The 13,267-nt window shown below is 75.3% G+C and carries 12 protein-coding genes; 3 read left to right on the top strand and 9 right to left on the bottom strand.

Features of this window, described 5'->3' with window-relative positions; all coding sequences use genetic code 11:
- Positions 1 to 69: 69 nt before the first annotated feature.
- The 8 genes from AC2CHG_RS07760 to pepN all read right to left on the bottom strand — a co-directional run bounded on the left by AC2CHG_RS07760 (position 70) and on the right by pepN (position 9,812).
- Positions 70 to 2,481: a ComEC/Rec2 family competence protein gene (locus AC2CHG_RS07760; RefSeq protein WP_484524439.1), complete on the bottom strand. Its 2,412-nt coding sequence runs from the start codon at positions 2,479 to 2,481 to the stop codon at positions 70 to 72.
- Positions 2,478 to 3,281, bottom strand: a complete 804-nt coding sequence (locus AC2CHG_RS07755) for a ComEA family DNA-binding protein (RefSeq protein WP_262015210.1) — start codon at positions 3,279 to 3,281, stop codon at positions 2,478 to 2,480. The genes AC2CHG_RS07760 and AC2CHG_RS07755 overlap by 4 nt, the downstream gene beginning before the upstream one ends.
- 503 nt (positions 3,282 to 3,784) lie before the next feature.
- Positions 3,785 to 4,561, bottom strand: coding sequence for an SDR family NAD(P)-dependent oxidoreductase (locus AC2CHG_RS07750; protein WP_484524438.1), 777 nt, complete (start codon positions 4,559 to 4,561; stop codon positions 3,785 to 3,787).
- 9 nt (positions 4,562 to 4,570) lie between these two features.
- On the bottom strand, positions 4,571 to 5,425 hold the full coding sequence (locus AC2CHG_RS07745; RefSeq protein ID WP_484524437.1) for a DegV family protein: 855 nt from the start codon (positions 5,423 to 5,425) through the stop codon (positions 4,571 to 4,573).
- A 48-nt stretch (positions 5,426 to 5,473) separates the two neighbouring features.
- Positions 5,474 to 6,103, bottom strand: coding sequence for a histidine phosphatase family protein (locus tag AC2CHG_RS07740; protein ID WP_262015133.1), 630 nt, complete (start codon positions 6,101 to 6,103; stop codon positions 5,474 to 5,476).
- Entirely contained in the window at positions 6,100 to 6,504 is a 405-nt protein-coding gene (gene rsfS, locus AC2CHG_RS07735; protein WP_013287996.1) for a ribosome silencing factor, read from the bottom strand. The genes AC2CHG_RS07740 and rsfS overlap by 4 nt, the downstream gene beginning before the upstream one ends.
- Before the next feature lie 110 nt (positions 6,505 to 6,614).
- Positions 6,615 to 7,211, bottom strand: a complete 597-nt coding sequence (gene nadD, locus AC2CHG_RS07730) for a nicotinate-nucleotide adenylyltransferase (protein WP_262015132.1) — start codon at positions 7,209 to 7,211, stop codon at positions 6,615 to 6,617.
- A gap of 84 nt (positions 7,212 to 7,295) precedes the next feature.
- The gene (pepN, locus tag AC2CHG_RS07725; protein WP_484524436.1) at positions 7,296 to 9,812 is read right to left on the bottom strand and encodes an aminopeptidase N; all 2,517 of its coding nucleotides are present in this window, start codon (positions 9,810 to 9,812) and stop codon (positions 7,296 to 7,298) included.
- 66 nt (positions 9,813 to 9,878) lie between these two features.
- Here pepN and AC2CHG_RS07720 point away from each other — a divergent pair, with 66 nt between their 5' ends.
- Positions 9,879 to 10,097 carry a DUF397 domain-containing protein gene (locus AC2CHG_RS07720; protein ID WP_013287999.1) on the top strand — a complete coding sequence of 73 codons (219 nt, stop codon included), beginning with the start codon at positions 9,879 to 9,881 and terminating at the stop codon, positions 10,095 to 10,097.
- 7 nt (positions 10,098 to 10,104) lie between these two features.
- On the opposite strand, the gene AC2CHG_RS07715 is transcribed toward AC2CHG_RS07720, so the two are convergent.
- Positions 10,105 to 10,491, bottom strand: a complete 387-nt coding sequence (locus AC2CHG_RS07715) for a hypothetical protein (protein ID WP_484524435.1) — start codon at positions 10,489 to 10,491, stop codon at positions 10,105 to 10,107.
- A 239-nt stretch (positions 10,492 to 10,730) separates the two neighbouring features.
- Between AC2CHG_RS07715 and AC2CHG_RS07710 the strand changes: the two genes are divergently transcribed.
- Both AC2CHG_RS07710 and AC2CHG_RS07705 read left to right on the top strand, forming a co-directional pair.
- The gene (locus AC2CHG_RS07710) at positions 10,731 to 12,014 is read left to right on the top strand and encodes a cytochrome P450 (protein WP_484524434.1); all 1,284 of its coding nucleotides are present in this window, start codon (positions 10,731 to 10,733) and stop codon (positions 12,012 to 12,014) included.
- Positions 12,015 to 12,142: 128 nt separating this feature from the next.
- On the top strand, positions 12,143 to 13,231 hold the full coding sequence (locus AC2CHG_RS07705; RefSeq protein ID WP_357209388.1) for a glycosyltransferase family 2 protein: 1,089 nt from the start codon (positions 12,143 to 12,145) through the stop codon (positions 13,229 to 13,231).
- Positions 13,232 to 13,267 lie beyond the last annotated feature (36 nt).

The following is a 13,267-nucleotide window of genomic DNA, read 5'->3' as shown; positions in this document are numbered from 1 at the left end:
AGCCCGCACACAGCGCAAATCCAGACATTTGACTTGATTCCTCATCTACCGCGACAAGATTCCCCTGATTCAGCGTGGCCGCCCCGACTCGGCGCCGCGTTTCACCACCGCGAGGCCGGCATCCCCCCGGACCGCCGCGACGTCCCCGTCGGTGTCGGTACGCAGCACCCGCGCACCAGCCCGGGTCAGCCGGTCCAGCAGCCCGGCGTTGGGGTGCCCGTAGTCGTTGTCGACGCCCACGCACACCAGCGCCACCGCCGGACGCACCGCGGCCAGGAACTCCGGCGCCTGGTACGGCGACCCGTGGTGGGCGACCTTCAACACGTCGGCCCGGATCGCGGCGGCCGGTGTGGTTTCCAGCATCGCCCGCTGCTCCTCCGTCTCGGCGTCACCGGTGAGCAGGATCCGTACCCCGCCCACGGTGGCGGCCAGCACCAGCGAGTTGTTGTTCGGATCCGACCGGCTGCCCCGCAGCGGGTACGGCGGCCCGACCGCGACCAGGTCCACCGCACCCGCTGACCACCGCCAGCCCGCCTGCACCGGGGTCAGCGGCGCACCTGCCCCGCGGGCCGCCTCGCGTACCTGGGCGGCACCGAAGGGCGGCTCGGACCAGGACGGACCCACCACCGCACCCACCCGCCGGCCCCGGAACACCCCGGCCACGCCGCCGACGTGGTCGACGTGGAAGTGGCTGACCACCAGCAGCGGCACCTCGCGTACGCGAAGGCGGCGCAGGCAGGCGTCCACGCCGGACGGCTCCGGGCCGGCGTCGACCACCACGGCCCGGCCGACGGCGACCGGCAGCACCACCGCGTCCCCCTGCCCCACCGCGCACGCCACCACCACCCAGCCGCGCGGCGGCCAGCCCGAGGCGAGCAGCCGGATCGGCACCGCGCCCAGCACCACCGCCACCGCGACGACAGCGATCAGCCGCCTCGCCCGGCGTCGGCGGAAGGCGAGCAGCAGCGCCACGCTCACCGCCGCCAGCAGCAGGGCGCCTGCCACCCCACCCGCCCACGGCAGGTTCCCGGCCGGCAGGTCCGCCCCGTACGCGGCGACCGCCACCAGCCAGCGCGCCGGCCAACTCGCCAGCCAGGCCAGGAACTCCGCACCGCCCGGCCACACCGGCGACAGCACCGCCGCCAGCACGCCGAGCACGGTGGCCGGCGCGACGGCCGGCACCGCCAACAGGTTCGCCGGCACCGCCACCAGGCTCACCGTCGCGGACAGCCCGGCGATCACCGGGCCGCAGGCCAGTTGCGCGGCAGCCGGCACCGCGAGCGCCTCGGCCAGCCCGGTCGGTACGCCCCGGCGCCGCAACGCGTCCCGCCAGCCCGGCGCGAGCAGCAGCAGTCCCCCGGTGGCGCAGACCGACAACGCGAAACCCGGGTCGCCCGCGAGATCCGGGTCGTACAGGACCAGGCCGGTGACAGCGGCGGCGAGCGCCGGCAGCGCCGACCGGGACCGCCCGGCGGCGAGCGCGGCGAGCCCGATCGCGCCCATCGCGGCGGCACGCACCACGCTCGGCGAGGGCCGCACGAGAATGACGAACCCGACGAGCGCGAGGACGCAGAGCACGGCGGCGGTACGCGGACCGGCGCGCGCCCAGCGTGCCAGCAGCAGCACCGCTCCGACGACGATCGCCACGTTGGACCCGGACACCGCGTTGAGGTGCGTCATCCCGGTGGCCCGGAAGTCCTCCTCCACCTCCGGCAGCAGCCGGCTGGTGTCGCCCACCACCAGGCCCGGCAACAGACCGCCCGGCGCGTCGGGCAGCGGCTCGCAGGCCCGTTGCAGCCCGGCCCGCAGCACCCCCGCGGCCCGTTGCGGCCACGACGCGTCGCCGCGCAGCGTGGGCGGTTCGGCGGTGGAGAGCACGGCTGCGGTCAGGTCACCGCCGCGCGGGGCGGCCAGCCTCCCCCGGCTGGTGACCCGCTGGCCGGGAAGCAGTGGACGCCAGGCCGGGTCGGTGGCGAGCACCAGGGCGCGTACCGGGCCGGTGACGCGGGCGCCGTCGGGTCCGGTGAGCCGGATCAGATCCACGCGGACCAGCAGCATCGGTTGCCGGCCGGGCGCGCCGCGTACCGGGCGGGGATCGTCGCGCAGCACCAGCTCGGCGGTGACCGGGGCACTGTCGGTGACGAGCGCGCGGATCGGGTCGGCGTCGCGGACCGCGACCCGGGCGCCGGTGGCCGCCGCGCCGCAGAGCACGCCGAGCAGCACGGCGACCGCGATCCAGCCGTAACGGCGGACCGCCGCACCCGGCCGGCCGAGCACGCCGCCCAGGTGCAGGCCCGTGAGCAGGGCGAGCGCGGCAGCGACGGCGGCCACCCACACCGTGACCCGGACGGTGAGGTGCAGCCCGGCCAACGCGGCGAGCCAGGCCGCAACCGCCAGCCCGGCCAGCCGCAGGTCGGGCACATCGCGGTCGGCCGCGCCACCGTCGAGGGGCGCGGGGCGTGGCCCGCGTCTGGCGGTCACACCGTCACCAGTTCCTTGAGCTGCTCGTACCGGGCGTCGCCGATGCCGTCGACCTGCCGCAGGTCGGACACGGACCGGAACCCGCCGTTGCGGTCCCGGTGGTCGAGGATCCGCTGCGCGAGCACCGGACCGACGCCCGGCAGCGCGTCGAGCTGGGCCAGCGTCGCGGTGTTCAGGTTGACCGGTCCGGCGGGCGCCGCCGAGCCACCCGGTGCACCACCACCGGCCGCCGGGCCGGGCGCGGCCTGCCCGGGTGGGGCGGTGACGCCGACCAGGATCAGCTCCCCGTCGGTGACCTTGCGGGCCGGGTTGAGCAGCGCCACGTCGACGCCGGGCAGCGCACCGCCGGCCGCCTCGATCGCGTCGGCCACCCGCGCGCCCGCAGGCAGGCGGACCAGGCCGGGGCGCCGGACCTTGCCGGCCAGCGCGACGACCACCTGACCGGGTGAGCCGGCCGGCGCGGGCACCCCGGGAACGGTTTCGGTCGCCGCACTCACCGGCGCCTCGGCGGAAGCCGCGACCGGCTGGACGGGCTCGGCGCTGGGACGCGCGCGCCACGCCCAGACGGCGGCCACCAGGACCACCACTGCGGCCACCGCCGCGAGCGCGCGTACGCCCCGGCGCCCGGGATCGAACGCCCCGGGGCCGGGCAGTCGCGACGCGAGCCCGCGCTCGATTGCCGGAGCGTCGCCTATGCCGTCGGCGTCCGGATCGGCGGAGGCCGGATCAGCCCCGAACGGATGCTCCCGCCCGCCGTAGCGCTCCGGGAATCCGGGGCGCAGCCCGAAACCCGGCTCGATCTCGTCCGGCGCACGCCCGAGCCGCCCTCGGGCACCGGGCCGACGCCGAGCAGGCGGACCGGCGTCCTGCTCGCCCGGCGGCTGTGGGTCGCGGGTGCCGGCCCGGCCAGAGGCATCCCCGAGGCTCGCGCCGGACCCGCCGGTGAAGATCGGCACGGCATCGTCCGGCCCGGGCAGGGAAAGGCCGGGCCGCCAGAAGGACCGCGCCGCTCGGCCGCCCTGCTCGACGAGATCCGGGCCGGGCTGGGCCTCTCCGGCTCGATGGCCGGACTCGCCCAAGCGGCCGGCGCGGATCGGCGGGACGGCGGCGGCATCCGTGAACCCGAACAGCCGGGCGAGCCGCCGCCGTACCGTCGTCTCCTGGTCGTCTGGCACGGCTCGGGACGCTACGGCGACGGCTCGTCAACAGTCGGCCGGTGAACTCTGACCTGTGGACAGCGGGCGCACTGTGGACAGGATCCCGATCAAGCCCTGACTGTGCTAGGGCAGCCGGGAGGCGAAGCTCAACGTGCCTCCGGGTCCAGCCCGAGCGCGGCCCGTCCCCCGTCGACCGGCACCGTCGCGCCGTTGACGAAGGAGGCGCGGTCGGAGAGCAGGAACGCGACCACCTCGGCCACCTCGTCGGTACGCCCGATCCGGCCGAGCGGGTGCAGCCGGGCCATCTCCGCGTCGACGTGTGCCACCTCCACGGGGTCGAGCCCGGCCAGGTAGGCGGCGTGCCGTTCGGTGTGGATGGAGCCGAGTGCGACGGCGTTGGCGCGGATCCCGCGCGGACCGTAGTCGACGGCGAGCGCCCGGGTCAGCCCCTCCAACGCGGCCTTCGCGGTGGCGTACGGCAGAGCACCCGGCACGGCCCGGCGGGCCTGGTGGGACGAGACGTTGACGATCGCGCCGCCGGTGCGTGCGGCCAGGAACCGGCGTACGGCGGTGCCGGCCCCGGCCACGGCGGGGCGCAGGTTGAGCGCGATCAGGTCGACGACCTCGCTCGCGGGCGCGCGGTGCAGGTCGGCGTCGCGGAAGACGGCGGCGTTGTTGACCCAGCCGGCCAGTGGCGCGTGTGCCTCGGCGCGGTCGGCGGCCCGCCCGGTGACCGCCTCGTCGCCGGCGTCGCCTGTGACGGCGTGCAGGCGGTCGGCCAGTGGATGCCGGGCCAGCCAGTCCAGCGCGCTGGTGTCCCGCTCGACCACGACCACAGTGCCACCGTCGGCGGCCAGCCGTTCGACGATCGCCCGTCCGACGCCGCGCCCGCCGCCGGTGACGACGTACGACAGGGGGCTCATCCGGCCACCCTAGGGCGTGCGGCGGTGCACCACCACGCATGCCAGCCCGGGTCCGGCGTGCGCGGCGACGACCGCTCCGGCCTCGGTGACGTACGTGTCGTGCAGGCGGTCGCCCAGCCGCTCGGTCAGCGCCGCCAGCAGCTGCTCGGCCCGTTGCGGCGCGGCGAGGTGGTGCACGGCGAGGTCCACCTGGGCGTCGCCTGCCGCCTCGACGGCGAGGTCGACCAGGCGTGCCACGCCCCGGCTGGCGGTACGGACCTTGTCCTTGACCACGATCGCGCCGTCCGGCATGTGCATGATCGGCTTGACCGAGAGGGCGGTGCCGAGCAGTGCCTCGGCCGCGTTGATCCGGCCGCCCCGGCGCAGGAACTCCAGCGTGTCGACGTAGAAGTAGATGGTGGTCCTGGTGACCGCGTCCAGCGCCGCGTCGCGTACCCCGGTCAGGTCGGCGCCTCCGGCGGCGGCCGCGGCGGCGGCGAGCGCCGGGAAGCCGAGGCCCATGCCGGTGGATCGGCTGTCGACGACTGTGACCCGGTCGTCGCCGACCTCGGCGGCGGCGAGCCGGGCGGCCTCGACGGTGCCGGACAGCTCGGCGGACAGGTGCACCGACACCACACCGTCGGCGCCCTCGGCGAGCAGCGTGCGGTAGACCTGCGCGAACTGTTCGGGCGCGGGCCGGGACGTGCTCACCGAGACCCGCCGGCCGCTGAGCGCGCGGGTGGCGTCGGCCGGGGAGGTCTCGACGCCCTCCAGCCCTTCCGCGCCGTTGAGCACGACGGTCAGCGGGACGACTGTGAGCCCGCGTGCGCGGACCACGTCGGGGGGCAGGTAGGCGGTGGAGTCGGTGACGACCGCGACGGGCATGACCGGCACGCTAGCCGATGGCCCTGTGAGTTGCCGGGGCCGGAGGTGTCAGACGGCGTCGGTGAGCGCCGGCTGGGTGATCAGGCCGACGTTGTGCGCACGCAGGTGCCAGCCCCGCACGTCGTCGTGGCGCAGTTCGGTCCAGTGGCAGTTCGCCAGCGAGCCGAGGCTGCGCAGCACCGTGTGGTCCCAGCCGAGCAGGTGCCCGACGCCCTGCCGGGCGCCGCCCCCGTGGGTGGTCACCACGACGGTGCCGCCGACGGCGAGGTCGGCCGCGTCCTGGAACCCGGCGCCGAGCCGGGCGCCCAGGTCACCAAGGGGCTCGATGCCGGCGCCGGGGTCGGGGTCGCCGGCCCGCCAGCGGGCGTACTCGTCGGGGAACCGCTCGGCCGCCTCGGTCAGGGTGAGGCCCTGCCACTGGCCGAAGTGCCGTTCACGCAGCCGGGCGTCGGAGCGGACCGGCAGCCCGGTCAGCGCCGCGAGCGCGGCGGCGGTGTCGGCGGCCCGGCGCAGGTCGCTGGCGACGATCGCGTCCGGGCGCAGCGCGGCCAGCACCGGCGCGGCGGCGCGCGCCTGTTCCCGGCCGAGGTCGTTGAGCGGCACGTCGGTCTGCCCCTGGACCCGGCTCGCGGCGTTCCAGTCGGTGTTGCCGTGCCGCCAGACGATCAGGCGGGTCATTCGGCGGTGGCGGTGCCGGCGGCCGAGTCGGCCAGGTCGCGATCGGTGAACGGGATCTGCGGGCAGTCCTTCCAGAGCCGGTCGAGGGCGTAGAACTCGCGCTCCTCGGTGTGCTGGACGTGGACCACGATGTCGACGTAGTCGAGCAGCACCCAGCGGCCACCCCGCTCGCCCTCGCGGCGTACCGGCTTGGCCTTCTCCGGCAGCTCCAGCAGGCGCTCCTCGATGGCGTCGACGATGGCGAGCACCTGACGCTCGTTCGGAGCGGCGGCCAGCAGGAACGCGTCGGTGATCGCGAGCTGGTCGCCCACGTCGATGATGACGATGTCCTGTGCCTTCTTGTCGGCCGCGGCCTGGGCGGCGGCCATCGCCAGCTCGTGCGCGCGTTCGGAAACTGTCACCGTTCTCCTTCGATCAACCGTGCGACCCTCCAAGCGTCTCACACCCGGCCGTGCGGCGACTTGTCAGTTCTGGTCGATTTCAGGCATGAACCGGGACACACGGGGGCGAATCACCGCTGGTAAAGACGCCGTTTCGCGATGTACTGCACCACACCGTCGGGCACCAGGTACCACACCGGCTCCCCCCGGGCGACCCGCGCGCGGCAGTCGGTCGAGGAGATCGCCATCGCGGGCACCTGCACCAGGCTCACCGAGTCGGCCGGCAGGTGCTTGTCGGTGAGTTCGAAACCGGGCCGGGTCACGCCGATGAAGTGGGCCAGTTCGAGCGCTTCGTCCAGGTCCTTCCAGGAGAGGATGCGCTCCAGGGCGTCCGCGCCGGTGATGAAGAACAGCTGGGCCTTCGGGCCGTACTCGGCGTGCAGGTCGCGCAGCGTGTCGACGGTGTAGGTGGGACCGCCCCGGTCGATGTCGACGCGGCTCACCTGGAAACGCGGGTTGGAGGCGGTGGCGATCACCGTCATGAGGTAGCGGTCCTCGGCCGGGGTGACCGCTTCCTCCGCCTTCTGCCACGGTTGCCCGGTCGGCACGAAGACGACCTCGTCCAGGCCGAACCGGTCGGCCACCTCGCTCGCCGCCACCAGGTGCCCGTGGTGGATCGGGTCGAACGTGCCGCCCATGATGCCGACCCGCTGGATGTCTTCCTCCACCCCGCGATCGTAGGCCGCGCGGCGGGCGGTCTCGGGCGGGGTCGGCCACGCCGGGCGGGTGGTCCCCGCCCGGCGTGCCCCCGGTCAGGCCGACGCGGCGGCCACCGCCGTCCGGGCCACCAGCGCCCGGCGCATGTCGTCGTCCAGGTCGGTCACCCATCGCCGCAGGCCGGGCGTGAGGTCGTCGCGGGCCAGCAGCGCCGCGGCCATTTCCCGGGTGGGTTGCGACACGGCGTAGCGGGGGTACGCGGCCACTGTGACCGCGTCGGCCACCCACGCGGTACGCAGCCGCGCCGTCGCCGGCATGTCGGTGAAGTAGCGCTCCACGTACCCGGCGGTCAGCTCGGCCTGCTCGGGCTGCCAGAAGCCCTCGGCGGTCGCCTCGACGAGCCGGTTCGACAGCTCGGTGCTGCGCGTGACGATCTCCCACGCGGCCCGCTTCGCGTCGGCGTCGGGCAGCGCGGCCCGGCACGCGGCGGCCTGCTCGGCACCGGTGGCGCTGCGGTCGGCGTCGGCCTCGGCGTCGATCTCCGGCGCACCGGCGGCCCCGAGCACCACGAGCCGGCGCAGCACCGCCCAGCGCAGGTCGGCGTCGACCGCGAGCCCCGGCGGCACGTCCTTGCCGGCGAGCCAGCCGGTCAGCATGACCGTGTCGGTGGTCGCGCCGATCAGGCCCCGCGCCGCCGCCAGTTGCAGGGAGCCGCCCGCGGGCGCCGAGTCGAGCAGCGCCGTGCAGGCGGTCGCCACCCGCAGCAGCGCCGCGTCACGGGCGAGCGGATCGAGGTAGCGGTCGATCAGCCGGCGACTGAGCAGCAGCACGTCCTCGACGATCGTCACCTCGCTCTCGGCGGGAAGCGCCGCCCCGATCAGCTCGGCGAGCGCGCCGGCCGGCCGTTCCCCGTCGGTGACCGCGTCCAGCGTCTCGGCCCAGAGCAGCGCCCGGGCCAGCGAATCGTCGAGGCCGGGAAGCAGCAGCGGCACCGCGTCCGCCGAGGCCGGATCGAGCCGGATCTTCGCGAACGTCAGGTCACCGGCGTTCGGCAGCACGAGCCCGGTGGCGGGCCGCCCGACCAGCTCCGGCAGCGGCGTGCGGCCACCGTCGGCGTCGGGGTCGAGGTCGACCTCGAACCGGTACGCCGGTCCGTCCGCGCAGTGGTGGGCCACCCCGATTCGGTGTGGCCGCAGCACCGGGTGGCTCGCCGGGGCGGTCTGCACGATCGCCACGTCGGTCCACCGCCCGTCGGCGTCCACAGCGGTGTCGACCCGCAGTGTGTTCACCTGCGCGCGGCGCAGCCAGCGTTCCGCCCAGCCGTCCAGGTCGCGACCGCTCGCCGCGCCGAGGGCAGCAAGCAGGTCGGCGAGCGTGGCGTTGCCGAACCGGTGCGCCGCGAAGTGCGCGTTCAGCCCGGCCAGGAACGCCTCGTCACCGAGCCAGGCGACGAGCTGGCGCAGCACGCTGGCGCCCTTGGCGTACGAGATGCCGTCGAAGTTCAGCAGCGCCTGCGCGGCGTCGGCGACCTCCTCCGGGGCCACCGGGTGGGTGGAGGGACGCTGGTCGGCGGTGTAGCCCCACGCCTTGCGGCGGCTGGCGAACGTGGTCCATGCCCGGTCGAACCGGGTCGCCTCGGCGGTGACCCGGGTGCCCAGGTATTCGGCGAAGGACTCGTTGAGCCACAGGTCGTCCCACCAGCTCATGGTGACCAGGTCGCCGAACCACATGTGCGCCATCTCGTGGGCGATGGTGGTGGCGCGCAGCTCCCGCTGGGTGTCCGTGACCGCCGAGCGGAACACGTAGTCGTCGCGGATCGTGACCAGGCCCGGGTTCTCCATCGCGCCGGCGTTGAACTCGGGCACGAACGCCTGGTCGTACTTGCCGAACGGGTAACGCTCGGCGAACAGCTCGTGGAAGCGGTCGAAGCACTGCCGGGTGACGGTGAGGATCTCCTCGGCGTCGGCGTCCAGGTGGGCGGCGAGCGAACGGCGGCAGTAGAGGCCGAGCGGGATGCCGTCGTGCTCGGCGCGCAGCACGTGCCAGGGCCCGGCGATCAGCGAAACGAAGTAGGTCGCCAGCGGCTCGGTGGTGGCGAACTCCCAGCGCCCGGGCGCGGGGCGGTCGGCGAGCGGCCCGTTGGCGGCGACGGTCCACTCCGGCGGCGCGGTGACGGTCAGCGTCACCGGCGCCTTCAGGTCGGGCTGGTCGAACGCGGCGAAGATGCGCGGCCCGTCGTCCAGGAAGGACATCGCGTAGAGGTAGGTCTCGCCGTCGGCCGGGTCGACGAAACGGTGCAGCCCCTCGCCGGTGTTGGAGTAGGCCATCTCGGCCTCGACGGTGAGCGTGTTGTCCTCGGCCAGGCCGGTCAGCGGCAGCCGGTCGCCGGCCAGCAGGGCCGGGTCGAGGTCGTTGCCGTTGAGGCGGGCGGCGAGGAGTCGGCGCGGCTTGACGTCGACGAAGGTCTCGGCGCCGGGGGTGGCCCGGAACCGGATGGTGACGGCGGAGCGGAACCGCTCGGCGTCGCCGGTCAGGTCGAGGTCCACATCGTAGGACTCGACGGTGATCGACGCGCGGCGCGCGGTCGCCTCTGCACGGGTGAGGCTCGGCATCCGCTTATCCTGCCCGATGAGGTCCGCTCGGGCCTTCTCGTTACGCATGGCGATGGAGGAGCAGCGATGGGTCAGCACCCCAAGGGCGATTTCGACCTCTCCCGGGCGGTTTGGCAACGGGCAGAGGGCGACACCTCCGAGGGAGCGGTCGAAGTGGCATTCGTCGACGACCTGATCGGTATGCGCAACTCCGCCGAGCCGGACGGGCCCGTGCTGGTCTTCACGCAGGCCGAGTGGGACGCGTTCGTCGCGGGCGCCCAGGACGGCGAGTTCGACCTGGACTGAGCGCACCTCAGTCACCGTCGCCCCAGCCGAGCCCACCCGGGCCGGGCGCGTGGTGGAAGCCGGGGTGACCGGCCACGTCGGCGCAGCGCTCGCCGTCGGGCCCGGCGGCGTCGCAGAACAGCCGCTCGGCGCGGTGCCAGGCGTCCGCCGGGGACAGCGCCGCCGCCCCGAGCGCCAGCTCCGGGCGGAGCAGGCCGAGTGCTTCGGCGTACGCCACGGCGTGCTCCCGCGCGACGGCCGGATCGTCGGCGGCGAAGCCCAGGTGCACGGTGAAGTAGCGCGGCGGGCGGGACCCGGCGCGCCGGGGCGTGCCGATCAGCGGCCCGTCGCGGCCGTCGCCGCGCAGCCCGGCCACTGCCTCGCGGTGCCGTCGTGCCGCCCTGTCGTCACGCATCAGTGCCCTCCCCCGTCGCCGGTGACGCCCGCCGGACGTCGCGCCGGCGGGCGGCGGGCCGGTCGCCCGCCGGTCCGCGAACCCGAGCCAACCAGCTTTTCCGCGCCCGGGGAGGGGCCAGCGCCCGCCCGCGTGGCCGGCCCCTCCCCCAGGGGGCCGGAGCTGCTGGAATGGAGGGTTCGGCCGCGCCGGCCCGGGTAGGCAGGCAGCGCCGCCGAACCGCGTCAGGAGCAGCCGAGATGAGCACCATGCCGAGCGACCGGAGCCCGGACAGCACGCTGGCGTTCCTCCGGGAGGGCTACCGCTTCGTCGGCTCCCGCTGCGACCGCCTCGGCAGCGACGTCTTCCAGACCCGGCTGCTGCTGGAGCCGACCATCTGCCTGCGCGGCCGGGAGGCCGCCGAGCTGTTCTACGACGAGGAGCGGTTCGTCCGGCGCGGCGCCATGCCCATGCGCGGGCAGCGCACGCTCACCGGCGTCGGCGGCGTGCAGGGCCTCGACGGGCAGGCCCACCTGGTCCGCAAGGCGATGTTCATGTCGATCATGACGCCGGCCGCGATCCGCCGCCTCGGGGAGATCTTCGACGAACAGTGGCGGGCCCGGATCCTCGACTGGGCGGGCAGCGGCCCGGTGGTGCTCTACGACGAGGTGGGCCGGATCCTGACTCGTACGGTCTGGGCCTGGGCCGGGGTTCCGCTGGCCGAGGCAGACGTGCCGCGCCGCACCGCCGAGATGCACGCCATGATCGAGGCGCCGGCCGCGGTGGGCCCCCGGCACTGGCGCGGACGCCTCGGCCGCCGGCACGCGCAACGCTGGGCCGGCGAGCTGATCGAGCGGGTACGCGCGGGCGCGGTGCCCGCCCCGGAGGGCAGCACGCTGGCGGTGGTGGCCGGGCACCGGGACGAACGAGGGCTGCCGCTGCCGCGCCGGATCGCCGCTGTGGAACTGCTGAACGTGCTGCGCCCCACCGTCGCGGTGGACCGGTACGTGGTCTTCGCCGCGCTGGCGCTGCACGACCACCCGCACTGGCGGGACCGGCTACCCGGCGACGACGCCGCGACCGAGCAGTTCGTGCAGGAGGTACGCCGCTACTACCCGTTCTTCCCGGTCGCCGCGGCCCGGGTCCGCCGCTCGTTCCAGTGGCGCGGGTACGCGTTCCCGCAGGGCCGGCGGGTGCTGCTCGACCTGTACGGCACCAACCACCACCCCGACGTGTGGCCGGAGCCGGAACGGTTCCGCCCGGAGCGCTTCGCCGGCCGGCGCGACGACCCGTTCGGCCTGGTCCCGCAGGGCGGCGGCGACCACGACACCGGCCACCGCTGCGCCGGTGAGTGGATCACGATCGAGCTGATGAAGCGGGCGGTGACGAACCTGACCGGCGCGATGAGCTACCGCGTACCGCCGCAGGACCTGGCGCTCGACCTCGGGGCCATGCCGGCGTTGCCGCCCGGCGGGCTGGTGCTCGACGGGGTACGCCCGGCCGACGGCGCACGCCCGGCCGGTGGGGTACGCCCGCTGCGCTGAACCGGGCCGAGCCGGGGTCGATCTCGCCGGCCGCGATATCCGGCTGCGCTAACCGGCACAGCCGGCCAGAACGGTTTCAGCAGCCGCATTCCGGGCAAGTCGCGTCACCCGCCACGAGGGGAGACGACATGACCCGACCGACCGCCGCGCCGCCACGCGACGCGGGCGCCGCGTCCGCGTCGGTCCGGCTGCCGATGGCGTACGTCCTGCCGCTGCGCGCCCACGACGACGGCGGCCTGGACGAGCTGACCGGGTACCTGCGCGAGCTGAGCCGGTGGGTCGACGTGGTGGTGGTCGACGGATCGGCGCCGGAGTCGTTCGCCCGGCACGCCGAAGCCTGGCGCGGACTGGTCCGGCACGTGCCGCCGGACCCGGCGCTGCGCGGGCGCAACGGCAAGGTGCTCGGCGTGCTCACCGGCGTCGCGCTGGCCCGGCACGAGCACGTGGTGATCGCCGACGACGACGTCCGGTACGACCGGGCGGCCCTGTGCGCGGTGCACCAACTGCTGGACGGGGTGGACCTGGTCCGGCCGCAGAACCACTTCGACCCGCTGCCCTGGCACGCCTGGTGGGACACCGGCCGGACGCTGCTGGCCCGCGTGTTCGGCGGGGACTGGCCGGGCACGCTCGGGGTGCGGCGGAGCACGTTCCTGGCGATGGGCGGCTACGACCCCGACGTGCTCTTCGAGAACCTGGAGCTGGTCCGGACCGTGCGCGCGTACGGCGGCAGCACCGCCACCCCGGCGTGGCTGTACGTGCGGCGGCTACCGCCCTCCGTCGCGCACTTCCTCGGGCAGCGCGTCCGGCAGGCGTACGACGAGACGGCCCGGCCGGTGTGGCTGCTGGCCGCGCTGACGGTGCTGCCGGCGACGGCTGTCGCGCTCGCCACCCGCCGGCCCGGGCTGCTGCTGCGCGCCGGACTGGCGACGGTGGCCGTGGCGGAGCTGGGCCGGCGACGGGCCGGCGGCGCCCGGGTCTTCCCGGCGCACACGAGCCTGGCCGCGCCCGCCTGGGTGCTGGAACGTGGCCTGTGCGCGTGGCTGGCTGTGGGCCGGCGGCTGCGCGGCGGGGTGCCCTACGCGGGCGCCCGGCTGCGGACGGCGGCCCACCCCACAGGGGTCCTGCGCCGGCGGATGGCGCGGCGCCGCCCCGACGATCTGGTGCTGTGGGTGGAGACCGGGGCGGTGCCCCCGCCGCCGCTGCGCGCCGAGGTGTAAGGAAGGGCCCCTTTTTGTCGCCCAGGCGATAAAAAG

It is taken from the genome of Micromonospora sp. ATLC20 (genome assembly GCF_057196585.1).
This window is presented reverse-complemented; position numbering and strand designations above follow the sequence as displayed.

Bases quoted from the DNA above. Each gene is read 5' to 3' on its own strand.
- AC2CHG_RS07750 (WP_484524438.1), bottom strand. From the start codon at position 4,561: ATGAGCCCCCTGTCGTACGTCGTCACCGGCGGCGGGCGCGGCGTCGGA.
- AC2CHG_RS07745 (WP_484524437.1), bottom strand. From the start codon at position 5,425: ATGCCCGTCGCGGTCGTCACCGACTCCACCGCCTACCTGCCCCCCGAC.
- AC2CHG_RS07740 (WP_262015133.1), bottom strand. From the start codon at position 6,103: ATGACCCGCCTGATCGTCTGGCGGCACGGCAACACCGACTGGAACGCC.
- pepN (WP_484524436.1), bottom strand. From the start codon at position 9,812: ATGCCGAGCCTCACCCGTGCAGAGGCGACCGCGCGCCGCGCGTCGATC.
- AC2CHG_RS07720 (WP_013287999.1), top strand. From the start codon at position 9,879: ATGGGTCAGCACCCCAAGGGCGATTTCGACCTCTCCCGGGCGGTTTGG.
- AC2CHG_RS07715 (WP_484524435.1), bottom strand. From the start codon at position 10,491: ATGCGTGACGACAGGGCGGCACGACGGCACCGCGAGGCAGTGGCCGGG.
- AC2CHG_RS07710 (WP_484524434.1), top strand. From the start codon at position 10,731: ATGAGCACCATGCCGAGCGACCGGAGCCCGGACAGCACGCTGGCGTTC.
- AC2CHG_RS07705 (WP_357209388.1), top strand. From the start codon at position 12,143: ATGACCCGACCGACCGCCGCGCCGCCACGCGACGCGGGCGCCGCGTCC.